Origin of the sequence: Rhodosalinus sp. (assembly GCF_046542825.1) — a bacterium.
Taxonomy (GTDB): Bacteria; Pseudomonadota; Alphaproteobacteria; order Rhodobacterales; family Rhodobacteraceae; genus Rhodosalinus.
Genome location: NZ_JBKHAQ010000064.1, coordinates 1 through 16,193, shown reverse-complemented (window position 1 = coordinate 16,193; position 16,193 = coordinate 1). Strand labels below are relative to the sequence as shown.

The window sequence follows — 16,193 nt, the reverse complement described above, 5'->3', positions numbered from 1 at the left end:
GAACCTCTTGCGCGCGCTCGAGGAGACGGACGGCCGCTTCGGCCTGCAGACGATGGGCGAAAGCGGCGGCATGGCCAACGCCACGCTGCTCGAACGACTCTAGACCGGGGAAGGACGGCACCGACCTGGCGGCAGCGGCGCAGCCGCCGATCACCGCGGATTGGGCGCGGAGGCGATCGCGGGTCATACACGCCCTCATCTGAAAGGGCGGTGAATCGGCCGCTCCGGTCGAAGTCGAAGCAGTCGACGGTTTCCGCGGTGTGGCCGGTCTCGGGCTCGGCGCCGGTTGCTTCCCGGCGGAGACGGCGCAGGCGGTACTGCCGGCGCCCCGGACCCGGGCGGGCTCGGCGCCGGTGACGCTCGACAGGCCCGCGATGAGCTTTGCGCCGCCGGTCAGGCGGGCGCCAGGGGGGGCGGTGCCCGCGTCGGTGACGCCCGCCCGGGCTGCCGGCGCGGGTGAGCCCCGAGGTGGGACAGGTCCCGAAAGCCGGCCTGTCCTCGGGCCGGGTCATGGCATGCCGCGGCGCAATTCTGCGGGACAGGCGGCTGCCGCCATCCGTCCGCAGCCCTTGCGGGCCGGGGCGCCGCACGCCACAGTCGCCCGACCGACAGGAGAGCCTGGCCCATGATCCGCAGCTACGCCGCCCCTCCGGGCGGCCATCCCCCGCAGGACGACCTGCTGACAGGGCGCGCGGTCTTCACCGAGGCCTACGCGGTGATCCCGCGCGGGGTTCAGCGCGACATCGTCGCCAGCCGCCTGCCCCACTGGGAGGGAACACGCCTCTGGGTGCTCGCCCGCCCGATGACCGGTTTTGCGGAGACCTTCTCGCATTACGCGATGGAGGTATCGCCGGGCGGCGGGTCGGACCAGCCCGAGCCCGATCCGCGGGCCGAGGCCGCGCTCTTCGTCACGCATGGAGAGGTCCGGCTCAGGGTCGGGGACGCGGCCCATGCGCTCGGTCCCGGGCATTTCGCCTATGTGCCCCCGGGCGCGCGCTGGACGCTGCACGCGATGGGCGGGACTCCGGCGCGCTTTCACTGGATCCGCAAGGCCTGGGCGCCGGTGGAGGGGCTTTCGCCGCCCGATCCCTTCACCGCGGACGAGGCCCGGATCGCCCCCGCCCCGATGCCCGGGACGGAGGGACGCTGGGCCACCACGCGCTTCATGGACCCCGACGACCTGCGACACGACATGCATGTCACCATCGTCACGCTGGGGCCGGGTGCCGTGATCCCCTTTCTCGAGACCCATGTGATGGAACACGGACTCTATGTGCTGGAGGGCAAGGGCGCCTACCGGCTCAACCGCGACTGGGTCGAGGTCGAGGCGGGCGACTACATGTGGCTGCGCGCCTTCTGCCCGCAGGCCTGCTATGCCGGCGGCCCCGGCCCCTTCCGTTACCTGCTCTACAAGGACGTGAACCGCCACGCGCCGCTGGGGCCGCTGGTGCCCGGTTGACCGGTGCAGGCGCCGGTGCAGCGCCTTCGGCAGCCGTCATGGTGCCCAGCCGACGGGGCCGGCCATGTCGAGCATGGTCGGCTCGACGACCCGGTTTCACCTCCGTGGCGGTGGTGAATTGCCCCGTCGGCACAGGCGGCCCGGCGGTCAGCGGGTCGTCGGCGCGACCGCCGGGGCCGGCGCGGGGAACAGTACGGCCCCATCTGAGGTGGCCAGGCCTCAATGCCCCCCGGTCTGCGACCCGCGCGCGGCAGGCCGGTTCCCGCCCGCGCGCCACGGGCCTATAGTGCGCAGCCGAAGGAGTGCGAGGGCAGCACCGGCATGACACAGGGTTCGGCCGCGGGACCGGGATTCGACATCCTCGTGGTGGGGCAGGCCGGGCGGCTGGGGTACGAGGCGGCGCTCTTCGCCGCCTCGCTGCGCCGCTTCAGTCCGGGCTTCGCGGGGCGGCTGGTGGTCGCGGAGCCGCAGCCCGGCCCGCTCTGGCCGCGCGATCCGCGTATTCGCTGCAAGGAAACGCGCGCGCTGCTCGAGGACCTGGGCGCCGAGATCGTGCCCTTCGAGAGCCGCCATTTCGGCCATGCCTATCCCTACGGCAACAAGATCGAGGCGCTCTTCGCGCTGCCCGAGGGGCGGCCCTTCGTCTTCTTCGACAGCGATACGCTGGTGCTGGACGAGCTTTCCGCCGTCCCGTTCGATTTCGACCGACCCTGCGCCTCGCGCCGGGTGACGGGCACCTGGCCGCAGATCGAGCTTTACGGGCCGGGCTACACCGCGATCTGGAAATCGCTCTACGACCGCTTCGGCCTCGATTTCGGCAGCTCGCTGGACCGTTCGGAACCGGACGAATACTGGCGCCGCTACCTCTACTTCAACGCCGGCTTCTTCTACTATCGCTGCCCGCAGACCTTCGGTGCGCGCTTTCTGAACTATGCGCTCACGATCCGCGACGACCCGCCGCCGGAACTGGTGTGCCAGAGCCTCGATCCCTGGCTCGACCAGGTGGCGCTGCCGCTGGTGATCCATGCCTTCGGCGGCGGGCGCGACGCGCTGGAAGCGGGCTGGCTCGACGGGCGCACGACCTGTCACTATCGGCTGATGCCGCTGCTCTATGCGCGCGAGCCCGACCGCGTGGTCGCGGCGCTGGAGACTGTCGCCGCACCCAACCGGATCAAGAAGGTGCTCAAGCTCCATGAGCCCTTCCGCAAGATGATCTTTCACGGGCAGGGCGCGAAGCTGCGGGCGATGTTCGACCGCGAAAACCTGCCGCGCAAGGAACAGGCGCTGCGCAACCAGATCAGGAAGGCGGGTTTCTGGATGCGGTGAGCCCGTGCCCGGGGATGGCGCGACGCGCCCGGATCAGCCGTGCCGCACCACCGGGTCGATCGGCGTGGCGGGCAGGCCAAGCACCTCCTCGACGTGGCGCGCTACCTGCAGGAGCCGCGCTTCGCCGCGGGGCGGTCCGATCAGTTGCAGCCCGACCGGCAGGCCGGCCGCGGTGAAGCCCGCGGGCATCGCCAGCGCCGGCAGCCCGCAAGTGGTGGCGAGGAAGGAAAAGCGCAGCCAGTCCACATAGTCGCGCACCGGCTCACCGTCGACCCGGGCGGGATACTCCTCTTCCACCGGGCCGGGGGAAAGGCCCACGACGGGAATCGCCAGCGCGTCGTAGCGTTCCAGAAATGTCCGCATCGCGTGGTAGAGGACCGTTCGCTGGCGCATCGCGGCATAGATCGCCTGCGGGTCGAGCGACAGGCCGAAGGCCACGTTCTCGCGCACCGTGCGCTTGAAGGCCGCCTGCACCCGGTCGGGCAGGGCGCCCATCACAGCGCCGTAATGGACGCCGCGCAGGGTGAGATAGGTGTCCGACAGGCCGGGCAGGTCGGGGCAGGCCTCTTCCACCGGGGTGCCGGCCCGGGCCACGCGGGTCATCGCGGCGCGCAGGACCGCGCGGATCTCCGCCTCCACGGGGGCGAAGCCGCCCTGATCCTCGGAGAAGGCAAGGCGGATCCGCCCCGGCGGCCGGTCCCAGGCGGCGAGGAAGGGCTCCTCGGGCGCGGGCAGGCTGATGGGCTGGCGCGCGTCCCAGCCGGCCATCGCGTCGAGAAAGAGCGCCAGATCGCCGGTGTCGCGCGCCATCGGCCCCTGCAGCGCCTCGATCGCGAAGGCGGTGCTGGCCGGTCCGCCGCCCGCGCGGCCGGGCGCAGGGCGCAGACCCAGCACGCCGCAACAGGCCGCCGGCGTGCGCAGGCTGCCGGCAAGGTCCGAGCCGTGGCTGAGCCAGAGTTCGCCCGTGGCAAGCGACACCGCCGCGCCGCCCGACGATCCGCCCGCGTTCCGCCGCGTGTCCCACGGGTTGCGGGTGATGCCGAAGACCGGATTGAAGGTGTTGCCGCCCGCGCCGAACTCGGGCGAGTTGGTCTTGCCCGCGACCACGCCGCCGCGCGACTCCAGCCGTTCGACCAGCGGATCGCTGGCCTCGGCCACCTGATCGGCCAGCGCGGGGCTGCCCATCGTGTGGCGCAGGCCGGCCACGGGGGTGAGTTCCTTGATGCCGATGGGCAGGCCGGCGAGCCAGCCAGGCGTCCCCGCGTCCGCCCGGTCAAGCCGTGCGACGGCCTCTTGCGCCCGCGCCCCGGCCCGGATCACCGTGGCGTTCACCGCCGGTTCGACCTGATCCATGCGGGCGAAAGCGGCCTCCAGCATCTCGGCGGGCGAAACCTCGCCGCGATCCAGCAGGCGCACCGCCTCGCGCGCGGAAAGGCGGCAGAGATCGGGGCCGGTGAAGGCGGGATGCGCGGTGTCGGTCAAGGGCAGGCTCCGGTGCTGGGCCGCCACAGCGCTACCAGCCACCGCAGGTGCGGTCCAGAGCGGGGCGCAGGCACTCATCGCGCCCTTGCGGGCGCTCTTCGTGGTGCCGCTGAACAGGAAGCGACGGACGGACCGCGGAGCGAGCCGCCCTGTCAGCCGCGGGCCTGCTCCTGCTCGGCCTGCAGTTCTTCCACGTCCTTGAACTTGATCGACTCGCCGCAGCCGCAGGCATCGGCCACGTTGGGGTTTCGGAAGTGGAAGCCCGATTCCAGAAGCGAGGTCTGGTAGTCGATCTCGGTGCCGAAGAGGAACATCTGCGCCATGGGCGCGATCATCACGCGCGCGCCGTCCTGCTCGACCACCTCGTCGTTTGGGTCGGGCGTGTCGACGTAGTCCATGGTGTATTCCATGCCTGCACAGCCGCCCTTCTTCACGCCGATGCGCAAGCCGTGACGCCCGTCACGCTCCATGAGCTTCGTGATCTGCGTGACCGCCGCCGGGGTCAGCGTGACGGCCTGCTTGCCGGGGATGCCGAACATGGGGCCTCCTTTCCTCTTGGCCGAAACATAGGCTCCGACCGGCAGGCGCGCAACGGGACCGATCATTTCGACCTCGTCAACGGCGACGCTTCGACACGGACGCCCGCCGCCCCGCACCCCTGCGAACAGCCGCCAGTGATGTGCGTGCGCGGCTGCCGGTTTCGGCGCAGGAGCACCTTCGTGCGGTGCGCCTTCGTGTGGTCGGCCTTCGTGCGGTCGGGCAGGAGGAACACCGACCTGGCCCCAAGGACGGCGTGCCGCGGGCTACATGAAGCCCAGTTCCAGCCGCGCCTCGTCGCTCATCATGTCCATGCCCCAAGGCGGGTCGAAGACAAGGTCCACGTCCACCTGCTTGACGCCGGGCAGCGGCTCGATCGCGTCGGCCACCCAGCCGGGCATCTCGCCCGCCACGGGACAGCCCGGCGCGGTCAGCGTCATGATGACCTTGACCGCGTTCTCGGCGTCGATGTCGACGGTGTAGATCAGGCCCAGGTCGAAGATGTTGACCGGAATCTCGGGGTCGTAAACGCCGCGAAGCGCCTCGACAATCTGATCGTAGAGCGGGTGATCCGTGCTGGAGGGCTGGATCAGCGGCGTCCCTTCGAGCGGTTGGCTTGCGTCGTTCATGGCTCCTCGCCCGGTCATTCCAAGTGAAGATATAGGAAAGCCCGGGCGGAGCGTAAAGGGCGCACGGCACTTCAGGCTTGCCTGGTTCGATATCGGACGATATAGTGCTATATCGAACCAAGGGAGGCCGTGATGCACCGCAGAACCTTCATGCGGCTGGCCGGCGGCAGCGCCGTGCTCGCCGCGGCCGCCGCGGGAAGCTGGGCCTGGGCCGGCGCGCGGGTCTTTCCCGTGCCGCAAGGCGCGGTGGCCGCCTGGGCCGCGGCGGGACAGGACGCCGAGCCGCGCCGCTTCGCGCTGGCGCACGCGATCCTCGCGCCCAATTCGCACAACCTGCAGCCCTGGCGCGCGGACCTGTCGGTGCCGGGCGTGATCGGCATCAGCCTCGATCCCGCGCGGATGCTGCCCGAGACCGACCCCTACAACCGGCAGATCACCATGGGCCTTGGGACCTTCCTGGAACTGCTGGAGATGGCGGCGGCTGCACGAGGGTTCCAGGCGCAGACGACCCTCTTTCCCGAAGGCGTGCCCGGCGAACGGCTGAACGGGCGGCGCCTCGCCACCGTCCGCATGGTCGAGGATCCACAGGCAGCGACTCCGCCGCTGTTTGCCGAGGCCGCGCGGCGACGGACCGACCGGCGCGCCTACGACCCCTCCCGCCCTGTGCAGGCCGGGGACATCGCCGCGCTGGCCGCCGCGGCGCAGCCGGGCGACGGGCTGCGCGCCGGGGTGGCGACGGGCCGCGGGCAGGTCGCAGAAATCCGCCGGATCGCCCGCGAGGCCTGGGCACAGGAGCTGCTGACCGAGCGGACCTTCATGGAATCGGCGCGCGTGCTCCGGATCGGCACCTCCGAGATCGAGCGGCACCGCCACGGCATCGTGATCGACGCGCCGATGCTGGTCCTGCTGGAGCGCAGCGGGCTCTACGACCGCGCGGTCTATCCCGCGCCCGACTCGATCGCCATCACCAGCCAGATCGCCGAGTTCGATGCCATCACCAAGGCGACGGCGGCCTACCTGTGGATCGTGACCGAGGGCAACGCGCGGGCCGCGCAAGTCGCCGCCGGCCGTGCCTACATGCGCATGGCGCTGGAGGCCTCGGCACGCGGTCTCGCGCTGCACCCCAACCAGCAGGCCCTGCAGGAATACCCGCAGGTCGCGCCGCACCATGCCGCGATCCACGAACTGCTTGACGCGCCGCGGCCCGCCAATACCGTGCAGATGCTGGCGCGACTGGGATATCCTTCGGCGGGCGCGTCCGAGCAGCCGCCGGCGCCGCGCCGCGGTCTCGAGGCACATCTGACGGGGTAGGCATGGCGGACGGCGAACGCGGCGAGGCGGGCGACACGGCGCTCTATCTCGAACTCTTCAACGAGATCGGGATCCTCGCGCAGCTGAGCCGCGCGCTGTTCGAGGTGCGGCTGCCCGAGGGGCTGACGGTGCCGCATTTCTCGGTTCTCAACCACCTCGTGCGGCTGGGCGACGGTGTCACGCCGCTCGCCCTGGCGCGGGCCTTCCAGGTGCCCAAGACGACGATGACGCACACGCTGTCGGGGCTCGAGGCGCGCGGGCTGGTGGAGCTTGCGCCCAACCCGCGCGACGGGCGCAGCAAGCTCGTCCGCCTGACGCCCGCGGGGCGACGCTTTCGCGACGACGCGATCGCTTCGCTCGCCGACGACCTGGCCGAGGTGCGCCGCCGCTTTCCGCGCGCGGCGGTGGAACGCATTCTGCCGGACCTCGCCACGCTGCGGGCCGAGATGGACCGGATGCGCGATGCCTGACGCATTGCCCAAACTGGCGGCCGCGATAGTTTCCATTGACACACGAGCGGAAGGCACGGCCGGAATGCACAGGCTGTCACAGCCCCTGCGTGCCGCCCTGCGCGCGCTTTCCAGACCTGCCGCACGTCGCGCGGGCGGAAACGCCGCGCGCAGCACGCTTCTTGGTCCGTCGGGGTGCAATCCCCTGGCGGACTACGACGATCTGCCCGCGCCGCTCAGGGAATGGCTGGCGCAGGCGGCGATGCCCTGGTCGCCGCGCTCGGCGCTGCGGATCTGGCGCCGCGTGCTGCGCCGCTCGGGCGGTGACGTGCGCCGCGCGCAGCAAGAGATGAGCCGGATCGAGGCCGAGCGTCTGGCAGAGGACGTCGCCCGGGTCTGGGGTCCGACGCATCCCTATCTGCACGCCCGCGGACGCGGCGACGGGGGGCCGACGCCTCCCCGGTGACGGTCTCCGGTGACGGGCGGCGTGCGTGCGAAAATTCTTCGATCGAAGAATTTTCTCGGGCCGGAGGGAGGCGACCCGGCGAATTTTCGATCGAAAATTCGCCGGGTCTGAGTGGTGGTCGCGCCGGTCGGTTACCCGTCAGTCACCCGCCTGCGCGCCCGCGCGCCGCCTGCGCACCGGTGCGGGGCGGACGCGGCGCTCGATCTCGTCGTAAAGCAGGCCGGCCACGTTCTTGCCGCTCGCCGTCTCGATTCCTTCGAGGCCCGGCGAGGAGTTCACCTCCAGCACCTTGGGGCCCGTCTCGGATCGCAGGAGGTCCACGCCCGCGAGGTTGAGGTTGAAGGCGCGCGCGGCCTTGAGGGCGGTCTCGCGTTCGGTCCTCGTGATGCGCACGCGCTGGGCCGTGCCGCCGCGGTGCAGGTTGGAGCGAAAGTCGCCCTCGGCCCCGGTGCGCTTCATCGAGGCCACCACCTTGTTGCCGACGACGAGGCAACGGATGTCCTCGCCCGCCGCCTCCTTGACGAAGTCCTGCACCAGGAAGTTGGCCCTGAGCCCGCGGAAGGCGTCGATCACCGACTGCGCGGCCTTCTTCGTCTCGGCCAGCACCACGCCCTTGCCTTGGGTCGATTCCAGCAGCTTGACGATCAGCGGCGCGGTGCCCACCAGCTTGATCAGGCTGTCGGTGTCCTTGGGCGAGGACGCGAAGGCGGTGTTGGGCATCCCGATGCGGTGCCGTGCCATGAGCTGATGGGCATAGAGCTTGTCGCGGCTGGCGACGATCCCCTCGGAGCCGTTGATGCAGAAGGTGCCGATCGTCTCGAACTGCCGCACCACCGCCGCGCCATAGGGGGTGATCGAGGCGCCGATACGCGGGATCACCGCGTCATAGCGCGGCAGGCGCTTGCCGTCGTAATGCACCTCCGGCGAGAGCGCGTTGATCGCCATGTAGCAGCGGGTGGTGTCCACCACCTCGACCGAGTGGCCGCGCGCCTCGCCCTCCTCGACGAGGCGGCGGGTGGAGTAGTTGTCCTCGCGGCTCAGGACGGCGATGCGCAGCGCGCGGTTCGGCGCCAGTTTGCGGACATGCGTGCTGTGGTAGACGTCGTAGCTCAGCTCGGGCTGGCAGAAGCGGTCGGTGGCCACGATGGTGATGTGATCCTTCAGCGCCTCGCGGCCCAGCAGCATCCGGCTGGCCATCGTGGCGCGGTTGGTCAGCGTGAGCTCGATCCGCCAGCTGTGGTCGGCCACGCGCAGCGTCGAGGCGATGACGTAGCGGCTTTCGCTCTCGCCGTTCGACGAGGTGACGGTGCGCCGGTCGAGGATCACCGCCGAGCAGGGGATCACCACGTCCTCGCGCCCCGGGATCGGGTGCACGGTAAAGCGCACGCGCGGCTTCGAGACCGGGCCGAAGGTCTCGATGTCCCAGGCGTGGAGCGCCGAGGTGCGCGCGCCGGTGTCCACCTTGGCGCGCAGCGCGGGCAGCCCGAGATCGGGCAGCGCCACCCATTCCTCCCAGCCGAAGCGGATCAGGTTGTCGTCGGCCATGAAGCCCTCCTTTCAGGCGGTGAGCCTAACCGGCCCTTGCGACAAGTCCATCGGCGCCGCTCAGGCACGGGCGCGGCGCAGTGCGAGCGCCAGATGCGCCGCGATGGCGGCGGCATAGGCCAGGGCGGTCAGCCCGACCAGCGCCGGCATCCCGCCCGCGCCGAAGGTTGCCAGCATCACCGGCGTGCCCAGCAGGTTGCCGGCGTTGCCCATCTGCGCGAGCGCGCCGTTGGCGAGCGCACGCTCGGGCGCGGTCTGCGCAAGCTCCGGCACGGCGGCGAAACTTGCTCCCTGCACCAGCCCCAGCGCGGCAAAGAGCGCGACCGCCGGGGCAACGCCCAGCCCGAGAAAGGGGGTCAGCGCCAGCGACAGACCGAAGCCCCAGAGGATGACCTGCACGGCCGCCATCCGGCGCAGCAGCCAGACCCCCACGCTCATCGAGAGCGCGATGCCCGCAAGCGGCGCGAAGGCTGCGAGCGCACGGCCCTCCGCAGGCGCGAGGGTGAGCGGCAGCACGGCCAGCAGCGCCACGTAGGTCAGCGTGTAGAAGAGCCAGCCGGAGGCGGGCGCGGCAAGGAAGGGCGAGCCGTAGACCGCCCGGTGCGCGTCGAGGAGGTGGGGGGCAGGGGGTTCTGCTGCATGATCCGCCTCTGCCCGCGGCAGAATCCGGGCCAGCAGCGCCGCGATCGCGGCCATCCAGGCGGCATGCGCCCAAAGCAGGGCGGGAAGGCCCGCCGCGGCGACCAGCGGCAGGCCCAGCACCGCCACCGCCGTGAAGGCCACGCCGAAGAAGGTGCCCCAGAGCGTGAGCGCTGCGCCGCGCCAGCGGTCCGGCGCCACTTGCGCGATGAGCGTGGGCGCCGCCACCACGATGGCCAGATGCGCGGCGCCCTCCACCAGTCGCAGCGTCAGCAGGACCGGCAGCGGCGGCAACGTGGCCTGCGCCGCGGCAATTACGGCGCCGGCGGCCAGCGCGCCGATCAGGCTGCGCCGCAGGCCCAGCCGGGTGGCGAGTGCGCCCGCAGCGAGCCCCAGCGCGACGCCCGGCAGGCTGATCAGCGAGACGGTCCAGCCCAGCGCCGCGCCGGCCTGGGGATAGGCGGCCCCCAGCGCCTCGAAGGGCACGGCGAGCTTGGCGTATTGCCCGGCCGCGCCGAGGCCCGCGGCATAGAGCGCAAGAACGAGGAACACGGGTGGGGCGGCGGGACGCATGGGGCCGGCTCTTGCGGCGCGGCGCGACGGGGCGCAAGGGGGGAGCGGGGACGACAGGGCGGCAAGGGGGGCTGTCTGCCCCCCTCGGCGGCTTCGCCGCCTCACCCCCCGAGGGTATTTCGGGCAAGAGGAAGGATCTGGCGGGCGCGCGCGCCGGCAGGGGTGCTGCGTGGGACTGCCGCGCCGCTTGCGCGCGGCGCGCGGATGGCGCAGGGAGGCGGGCATGAGCGCGCGCTTTGCCTTCGAGCTTCTGGCCACCGACGGTGCGGCCCGGCTTGGCCGGATCGACACGCCGCGCGGCACGATCCGCACGCCCGCCTTCATGCCGGTGGGCACGGCGGCGACCGTGAAGGCGATGCGCCCCGAGAGCGTGGCGGAGACCGGTGCCGACGTCCTGCTGGGCAACACCTATCACCTGATGCTGCGCCCGGGGGCGGAGCGGGTGGCGCGGCTGGGCGGGCTGCACCGCTTCATGAACTGGGAGCGGCCGATCCTGACCGACTCGGGCGGTTTCCAGGTGATGAGCCTGGCCGAGTTGCGGCAGTTGACCGAGCGCGGCGTGACGTTTCGCAGCCATCTGGACGGGGCGCGGCACGAGTTGACGCCCGAGCGGTCGATGGAGATTCAGCGTCTGCTTGGGTCGGACATCGCGATGGCCTTCGACGAGTGCCCGGCGCTGCCGGCCGACCGGCGGCGGATCGAGGAGTCGATGCGCCTGTCGATGCGCTGGGCCGCGCGCTCGCGCGAGGCCTTCGGCGACCGGCCGGGACATGCGCTGTTCGGCATCCAGCAGGGCGGGCTGGAGCGCGACCTGCGGGAAGAGTCGGCCGAGGCGCTGCGCTCGGTCGGCTTCGACGGCTACGCGGTGGGCGGGCTGGCCGTGGGCGAGGGGCAGGCCGCGATGTTCGGCGTGCTGGATTACGCGCCCGCGATGCTGCCCGCGGACCGGCCGCGCTACCTGATGGGGGTGGGCAAGCCCGACGACATCGTTGGCGCGGTGAAGCGCGGCATCGACATGATGGACTGCGTGCTGCCGACGCGGTCCGGGCGGACGGGGCAGGCCTTTACCCGCCGCGGCCCCGTCAACCTGAAGAACGCGCGGCACCGCGACGATCCCCGCCCGCTGGACGAGGCCTGCGGCTGCCCGGCCTGCCGCAGCTATTCGCGCGCCTACCTGCACCACCTCTTCCGCGCGGGCGAGATCCTGTCGGCCATGCTGCTGACCTGGCACAACCTGCACTATTTCCAGGAGATCATGGCAGGGATGCGCGAGGCCATCGCCGCCGCGCGTTTCGCCGAGTGGGAGGCGGCGTTCCATCGTCAGCGTGCGGAGGGCGACATCGACCCGATCTGAGCAGGCTGCCCTGCGCGCGCGGGTCCTTGTGCCGGTCACGATCACGTCGCCGGGCACCAGCGTGGTGAAGCTGGAGATGTCCCGCATCTCGGTCGACGGCGATGGGGACCGCGCGATCAGCGGGGCCGGATGGCGCCTTGCCACCTCGAAGGCATGCGCCGTCGCCGCCTCCTTCGCCTCTCTGGCGCGCCCGGCGCGCAGCCGGATCGAGATGTCGACGAATGCGTTGTAGGGATGCCCCTCGGCGATGGCGCAGCGATCGGCCCGATACCCGCCTACGCGCAGCCCCGACTTGGGAAAGACATCTGTTTCCAGCGCGGCACCCCCGCTCGCTGGTTGACGTTTGGATGAAAGTGCGGACCATCCGTCAGCCTTGATATCGTGCACTTGTTAACGAAACCGTTTTCGCGGATAATCCCGCGCATGAACACATCCGCCCCGCAGAGCCCGCGCGCCACCTCGCGCTCGCTGCCCATCGCGCTGTTGCGAGCGCGCGAGACGGTGATGGTGCCGATCCGCGCCATGCTGGCGCAGGCCGGCGTGACAGAGCAGCAATGGCGCGTGCTGCGCGTGGTGCACGAGCGCGGGCCCAGCGATCCCGCCAGCATCGCGCGCGATGCCTGCCTGCTGATGCCCTCGCTCACCCGCATCCTGCGCGGTCTGGAAGACAAGGGGCTTATCGCGCGCACCCCGCACGAAACGGATCGCCGCACCTTCTGGGTGGGGATCACCGCGGCCGGAGAGGCGCTGATCGCCGCGCATCTCGACGAGAGCAACCGCCTTTTGGCGGAGCTCGAGGACCGCTATGGCGCCGATCGGCTGGACCGGCTGCTGGACCTGCTGGAAGAGCTCGCCGCCTACCGCGCGTAAAGCGCCTCGATCCGGTCGCCGTAGGACTGATAGATCCTGGCGCGGCGCACCTTCATCGTCGCCGTCACCTCGCCGTCGTCGTGGTCGAGCTCCTTGGGCAGCAGCCAGACCTTCTTGATCTGCTCGACGCGCGCGAGCTGGCCGTTCAGCCGCGCCACCTCGCCCTCGATCAGCTCCTGCACGCGCGGGTTCTCGGCCAGCGAGCGGAAGGTGGTATAGGCGATCTTCTTGTTCTCGGCCCAGATCCGCACCGTGTCCATGTCGATCTGCACAAGCGCCGTGACATACTGCCGCCGGTCGGCGATGACTATGCATTCCTTGATGTAGGGGCTGGCCTTCATCACGTTCTCGATCAGCGAGGGCGACAGATTCTTGCCGGCCGCGTTGATCATGATGTCCTTCTTGCGGTCGATCAGGGTGATCGAGCCGTCGGGCGCATGTTCGGCCACGTCGCCGGTGTGCAGCCAGCCGTCCCCGGTCAGCGCCTCCGCGGTGGCCTCCTCGTTCCTGTAGTAGCCCTTGAAGACGATGGGGCCGCGCACCAGCAGTTCCCCGTCCTGCGCGATCCGGTGCTCCACACCCTCGATGAAGAATCCCACGCGCCCGTCCGAACAGCCCCAGTCGGGCTGGATGCTGGCCGCGCCGGTGGTCTCCGACATCCCCCAGGCCTCGCGCGCGTTGATTCCGATCCCGCGCACGAAGGCCAGAAGGTCCTCCGAGATGGGCGCGGCGGCCGTGATCGCGAAGCGGCAGCGCGAGAGCCCCAGGTAGGCGCGGATGTGGCGGTAGATCACCAGATCCCAGAAGCGCCAGCGCAGCCGCTCGGCCGCGCTCCAGCTATCCCGCCGCTTCGCGCCGAGCTCTTTCGCGACCTGCAGCGCCTTCAGGATCATCGGCCGCCGCACCGGCCCGGCGGTCGCCGCCTGCACGCTGATCTCGGCCTGCGTCTTTTCCCAGATGCGCGGCACGCCGAAGAAGATCTCGGGCGCCACGTCGCGCAGGTCCAGCCGGATGGTGCGCAGCGATTCGCCGAAGTTCATCACCATCTGCCCGGCCAGCGCATTGGTCACGGTCACGTTCTGCTCCGCGATGTGGCAGAGCGGCAGGTAGCTCAGCACGTTGGTGCCGGGCGGGAAATCGGCAAAGATCTGCCGCGCGTAATCCGCCGCGGCCGAAAGGTTGGCATGGCTGATCATCGCCGCCTTGGGCAGCCCGGTGGAGCCCGAGGTGAAGACCATCATCGCGGTGTCCTCGGCCTTCACCAGCCCCTGGCGGCGGGCGATCTCCGCCTCCTGCGCGGCCAGCACGGCGCGCCCGCGCTCCAGCAGCGCGTCGAAGCTCGTCAGGTCAAGCTCGCGGCTCTGCCCCGTGCCCTTCGGGTCGAAGACGATCAGCTGGCGCAGCTTCGGCAGCCGCCCGCGCAGATCCACGATCTTGTCGAGCTGTTCCTGGTCCTCGATGAACAGGATCGTGGTGTCAGAGGCGTTGACCAGATGCTCGATCTCCGCGGCGGGGCTCGTGGGATACATCCCCACCACCACGCCGCCCGCCGCGGCGATGCCGAACTGCGCCAGCACCCATTCCTGCCGGTTCTCGCCGAGGATCCCGCAATGCGCGCCGTGCTCCATGCCAAGCTCGATCAGTCCCGCTGCCAGCGCGCGGGTCACGTCCTGCAGGTCGGCCCACGTCAGCTCCTGCCAGATGCCGAATTCCTTCTGGCGCATCGCCACGCGGTCGGGGGCGGCCTTCGCATGGCCGGCGATCATCTCGACCTGCGTGCGGAAGCTGCGTGCCATGACCCTCTCCTCAGCTCAGCCAGCGCTTGCGGCGCTTGTAGTGCTTCACGTCGCGGAAGCTCTGCCGCGCCTCGCCCTCCTCGGCGACGCCGAGATAGAAGCTGCGGATATCCTTGTCGTCGCGCAGCGTCGCGACCGGCCCTTCCAGCACGATCTGCCCGTGCTCCATGATGTAGCCGTAGTCCGCGACCGAAAAGGCGACGCCGGCGTTCTGCTCGACCACAAGGATCGTCACTCCCTCTTCCCGGTTGAGCCGGCGGATCGTGGCAAAGATCTCTTCCACGACCTTCGGCGCAAGGCCCAGCGACGGCTCGTCCATCAGGATGAGCCTGGGCTGCGCGATCAGCGCGCGCCCGAAGGCGAGCATCTGCTGCTCGCCGCCCGAGAGGTAGCCCGCGACCTGCCGACGCCGCTCCTTCAGAACCGGGAAGAAGTCCCAGACCTTGTCGTAATCGGCACGCGCGTCGCGGCGGTCGAGCGCATAGCTCGCGGCGATCAGGTTGTCCTCCACCGTCATCTCGGCAAAGATGCGCCGCCCCTCGCGGACATGGAACAGCCCCTGCTGCACCAGCCGGTCGGGCTCGACGCCGCGGATGTCGCGGCCCTGGAACAGGATGCGCCCCTCGCCCAGCTCGCCGTTCTCCAGCTTCAGCAGGTTCGAGGCAGCCTTGAGCGTCGTCGTCTTGCCCGCCCCGTTGGTGCCCAGAAGCGTCACGATCTTGCCGTCCGGCACCTCCAGCGACAGGCCGCGCAGTGCCTGCACCACATGGTGATAGGTCACCTCGATGTTCTCGATGGTCAGCACGGACGGCGCGTCCTTTCAATGGTCCCCAAATACCCCCGCCGGAGGCGTATCCTTCCGTATCACAAGTTCCTACGCGAGCCCAGTCGGCTTTAATTTTATTTTTAAATCAGCGATTTAGTGTCTCTCGGTCGCTCGGGAGTGTCCGGGCGGTCTCAACACGGAACGTGGATTGGAAGAAGGACACGGAACGGTCAGATCGAACAACTCGCGGATCGCCTGGCTCAGGTCCCTGCCCGCGGGCAAGCACTGCGATGGGCGGGGCCTCTGGCTGTACAAGCGCCGGGATGGCGGCGCGCAGTGGATCTATCGCTTCACCCTGTGCGGGCGGACGCGCGAGATGGGGCTCGGCTCCAGCGCCTCGTGCCGCGTGGCCCGCGCGCTGGCATGCATGCCCATGCATTCGGCCGAGCAATGGTCGACGGCGATGAAGACGGCGGTCGGGCCCTCGCCGGTGGCCACGACCGTCATGTCATTCGGGGCCGCCCTCCGACCGGTGGCGGGCTGGCCCCTCATCCCACATCTCGTCCACCCGCTCCGTCGTGATCGTGCCGTCATGGGCGCGTCATGCCGGAGGCATGCTTTCGGCGTGGCGGCCCGCGCGGGGATCCGGGCCGCTGGTGTGCCAGCAGGCCATGGTCACGCATCCCCCGCAGCACGCGACGCCGCGCTGGTGCGCACGCCGGCATGACGCAGCCGCGCCCAGACCTTGCGATAGCCCTCGCCGTGAAAGGGGCCGTCCGCCAGCAGCGCCCGGATGCGCTGCACCAGCGCGGCGCCCGGCATCGCGCCCGGTTGGCCCCGGCCTCCGGCGTGGCGCTGTCGGTCGGTTGGCGGCCCGCCGGTGACGGCTCAGCGTCGCCCGGCTCAGGCGCCAGACCTTGCATACCGGAGCCAGGCCGCAGGGGCGCTGCGCGGAGGCGGAGACGGTCTGGCTCATCGTCTCGGCCTCCGC

At 70.6% G+C, this 16,193-nt stretch carries 14 protein-coding genes and 2 pseudogenes; 7 read left to right on the top strand and 9 right to left on the bottom strand.

The annotated features are described in order from the left end of the window. Positions 1 to 625 precede the first annotated feature (625 nt). Entirely contained in the window at positions 626 to 1,459 is an 834-nt protein-coding gene (locus ACLFOB_RS09680) for a bifunctional allantoicase/(S)-ureidoglycine aminohydrolase (protein WP_410925953.1), read from the top strand. A gap of 321 nt (positions 1,460 to 1,780) precedes the next feature. Continuing rightward, a complete protein-coding gene (locus ACLFOB_RS09675) occupies positions 1,781 to 2,785 on the top strand; it encodes a hypothetical protein (RefSeq protein ID WP_410925952.1) in 1,005 nt (334 codons plus the stop codon). 33 nt (positions 2,786 to 2,818) lie between these two features. Here the strand turns inward: ACLFOB_RS09675 and ACLFOB_RS09670 are convergent, their stop codons facing one another. The 3 genes from ACLFOB_RS09670 to ACLFOB_RS09660 form a co-directional block, all read right to left on the bottom strand. Continuing rightward, positions 2,819 to 4,267, bottom strand: a complete 1,449-nt coding sequence (locus ACLFOB_RS09670; RefSeq protein ID WP_410925951.1) for an amidase — start codon at positions 4,265 to 4,267, stop codon at positions 2,819 to 2,821. A gap of 152 nt (positions 4,268 to 4,419) precedes the next feature. Then, positions 4,420 to 4,806, bottom strand: coding sequence for a HesB/IscA family protein (locus ACLFOB_RS09665; RefSeq protein ID WP_410925950.1), 387 nt, complete (start codon positions 4,804 to 4,806; stop codon positions 4,420 to 4,422). A gap of 264 nt (positions 4,807 to 5,070) precedes the next feature. After that, a complete protein-coding gene (locus tag ACLFOB_RS09660; protein WP_410917542.1) occupies positions 5,071 to 5,433 on the bottom strand; it encodes an SUF system Fe-S cluster assembly protein in 363 nt (120 codons plus the stop codon). Positions 5,434 to 5,565: 132 nt separating this feature from the next. Between ACLFOB_RS09660 and ACLFOB_RS09655 the strand changes: the two genes are divergently transcribed. The 3 genes from ACLFOB_RS09655 (at position 5,566) to ACLFOB_RS09645 (ending at position 7,659) form a co-directional block, all read left to right on the top strand. Beyond that, complete coding sequence (locus tag ACLFOB_RS09655) at positions 5,566 to 6,744, top strand: Acg family FMN-binding oxidoreductase (RefSeq protein WP_410925949.1); 1,179 nt, start codon at positions 5,566 to 5,568, stop codon at positions 6,742 to 6,744. A 2-nt stretch (positions 6,745 to 6,746) separates the two neighbouring features. Further along, the gene (locus tag ACLFOB_RS09650; RefSeq protein ID WP_410925948.1) at positions 6,747 to 7,214 is read left to right on the top strand and encodes a MarR family winged helix-turn-helix transcriptional regulator; all 468 of its coding nucleotides are present in this window, start codon (positions 6,747 to 6,749) and stop codon (positions 7,212 to 7,214) included. Positions 7,215 to 7,278: 64 nt separating this feature from the next. Continuing rightward, positions 7,279 to 7,659, top strand: a complete 381-nt coding sequence (locus ACLFOB_RS09645) for a DUF6525 family protein (protein ID WP_410917539.1) — start codon at positions 7,279 to 7,281, stop codon at positions 7,657 to 7,659. 138 nt (positions 7,660 to 7,797) lie between these two features. Here the strand turns inward: ACLFOB_RS09645 and rimK are convergent, their stop codons facing one another. Together rimK and ACLFOB_RS09635 are read right to left on the bottom strand one after the other, a co-directional pair. Next, positions 7,798 to 9,204 (bottom strand): 30S ribosomal protein S6--L-glutamate ligase, encoded by a 1,407-nt coding sequence (gene rimK / locus ACLFOB_RS09640; RefSeq protein WP_410925947.1) that lies wholly within the window; start codon positions 9,202 to 9,204, stop codon positions 7,798 to 7,800. A gap of 60 nt (positions 9,205 to 9,264) precedes the next feature. After that, entirely contained in the window at positions 9,265 to 10,416 is a 1,152-nt protein-coding gene (locus ACLFOB_RS09635; protein ID WP_410916018.1) for an MFS transporter, read from the bottom strand. Positions 10,417 to 10,639: 223 nt separating this feature from the next. Here ACLFOB_RS09635 and tgt point away from each other — a divergent pair, with 223 nt between their 5' ends. Further along, positions 10,640 to 11,770, top strand: a complete 1,131-nt coding sequence (gene tgt / locus ACLFOB_RS09630) for a tRNA guanosine(34) transglycosylase Tgt (RefSeq protein WP_410916016.1) — start codon at positions 10,640 to 10,642, stop codon at positions 11,768 to 11,770. Between the two features lie 87 nt (positions 11,771 to 11,857). Here the strand turns inward: tgt and ACLFOB_RS09625 are convergent. Further along, positions 11,858 to 12,157, bottom strand: a pseudogene (locus ACLFOB_RS09625) (hypothetical protein); the annotation flags it as partial. A gap of 36 nt (positions 12,158 to 12,193) precedes the next feature. On the opposite strand from ACLFOB_RS09625, the gene hpaR reads away from it, so the two are divergent. Then, positions 12,194 to 12,640, top strand: coding sequence for a homoprotocatechuate degradation operon regulator HpaR (hpaR, locus tag ACLFOB_RS09620; RefSeq protein ID WP_410925946.1), 447 nt, complete (start codon positions 12,194 to 12,196; stop codon positions 12,638 to 12,640). On the opposite strand, the gene ACLFOB_RS09615 is transcribed toward hpaR, so the two are convergent. The 3 genes and pseudogenes from ACLFOB_RS09615 to ACLFOB_RS09605 form a co-directional block, all read right to left on the bottom strand. Next, complete coding sequence (locus ACLFOB_RS09615; protein ID WP_410925945.1) at positions 12,628 to 14,436, bottom strand: AMP-dependent synthetase/ligase; 1,809 nt, start codon at positions 14,434 to 14,436, stop codon at positions 12,628 to 12,630. The two genes, hpaR and ACLFOB_RS09615, sit on opposite strands and share 13 nt — an antisense overlap. Before the next feature lie 10 nt (positions 14,437 to 14,446). Further along, positions 14,447 to 15,241: an ABC transporter ATP-binding protein gene (locus ACLFOB_RS09610; protein WP_410925944.1), complete on the bottom strand. Its 795-nt coding sequence runs from the start codon at positions 15,239 to 15,241 to the stop codon at positions 14,447 to 14,449. A 345-nt stretch (positions 15,242 to 15,586) separates the two neighbouring features. After that, positions 15,587 to 16,193, bottom strand: a pseudogene (locus ACLFOB_RS09605) (IS3 family transposase); the annotation flags it as partial.

Excerpts from the sequence above, each read along its gene's own strand:
- ACLFOB_RS09665 (WP_410925950.1), bottom strand. The coding sequence starts at position 4,806 with ATGTTCGGCATCCCCGGCAAGCAGGCCGTCACGCTGACCCCGGCGGCG.
- ACLFOB_RS09615 (WP_410925945.1), bottom strand. The coding sequence starts at position 14,436 with ATGGCACGCAGCTTCCGCACGCAGGTCGAGATGATCGCCGGCCATGCG.
- rimK (WP_410925947.1), bottom strand. The coding sequence starts at position 9,204 with ATGGCCGACGACAACCTGATCCGCTTCGGCTGGGAGGAATGGGTGGCG.
- ACLFOB_RS09645 (WP_410917539.1), top strand. The coding sequence starts at position 7,279 with ATGCACAGGCTGTCACAGCCCCTGCGTGCCGCCCTGCGCGCGCTTTCC.
- ACLFOB_RS09650 (WP_410925948.1), top strand. The coding sequence starts at position 6,747 with ATGGCGGACGGCGAACGCGGCGAGGCGGGCGACACGGCGCTCTATCTC.
- ACLFOB_RS09655 (WP_410925949.1), top strand. The coding sequence starts at position 5,566 with ATGCACCGCAGAACCTTCATGCGGCTGGCCGGCGGCAGCGCCGTGCTC.
- ACLFOB_RS09680 (WP_410925953.1), top strand. The coding sequence starts at position 626 with ATGATCCGCAGCTACGCCGCCCCTCCGGGCGGCCATCCCCCGCAGGAC.
- tgt (WP_410916016.1), top strand. The coding sequence starts at position 10,640 with ATGAGCGCGCGCTTTGCCTTCGAGCTTCTGGCCACCGACGGTGCGGCC.
- hpaR (WP_410925946.1), top strand. The coding sequence starts at position 12,194 with ATGAACACATCCGCCCCGCAGAGCCCGCGCGCCACCTCGCGCTCGCTG.
- ACLFOB_RS09675 (WP_410925952.1), top strand. The coding sequence starts at position 1,781 with ATGACACAGGGTTCGGCCGCGGGACCGGGATTCGACATCCTCGTGGTG.
- ACLFOB_RS09635 (WP_410916018.1), bottom strand. The coding sequence starts at position 10,416 with ATGCGTCCCGCCGCCCCACCCGTGTTCCTCGTTCTTGCGCTCTATGCC.
- ACLFOB_RS09660 (WP_410917542.1), bottom strand. The coding sequence starts at position 5,433 with ATGAACGACGCAAGCCAACCGCTCGAAGGGACGCCGCTGATCCAGCCC.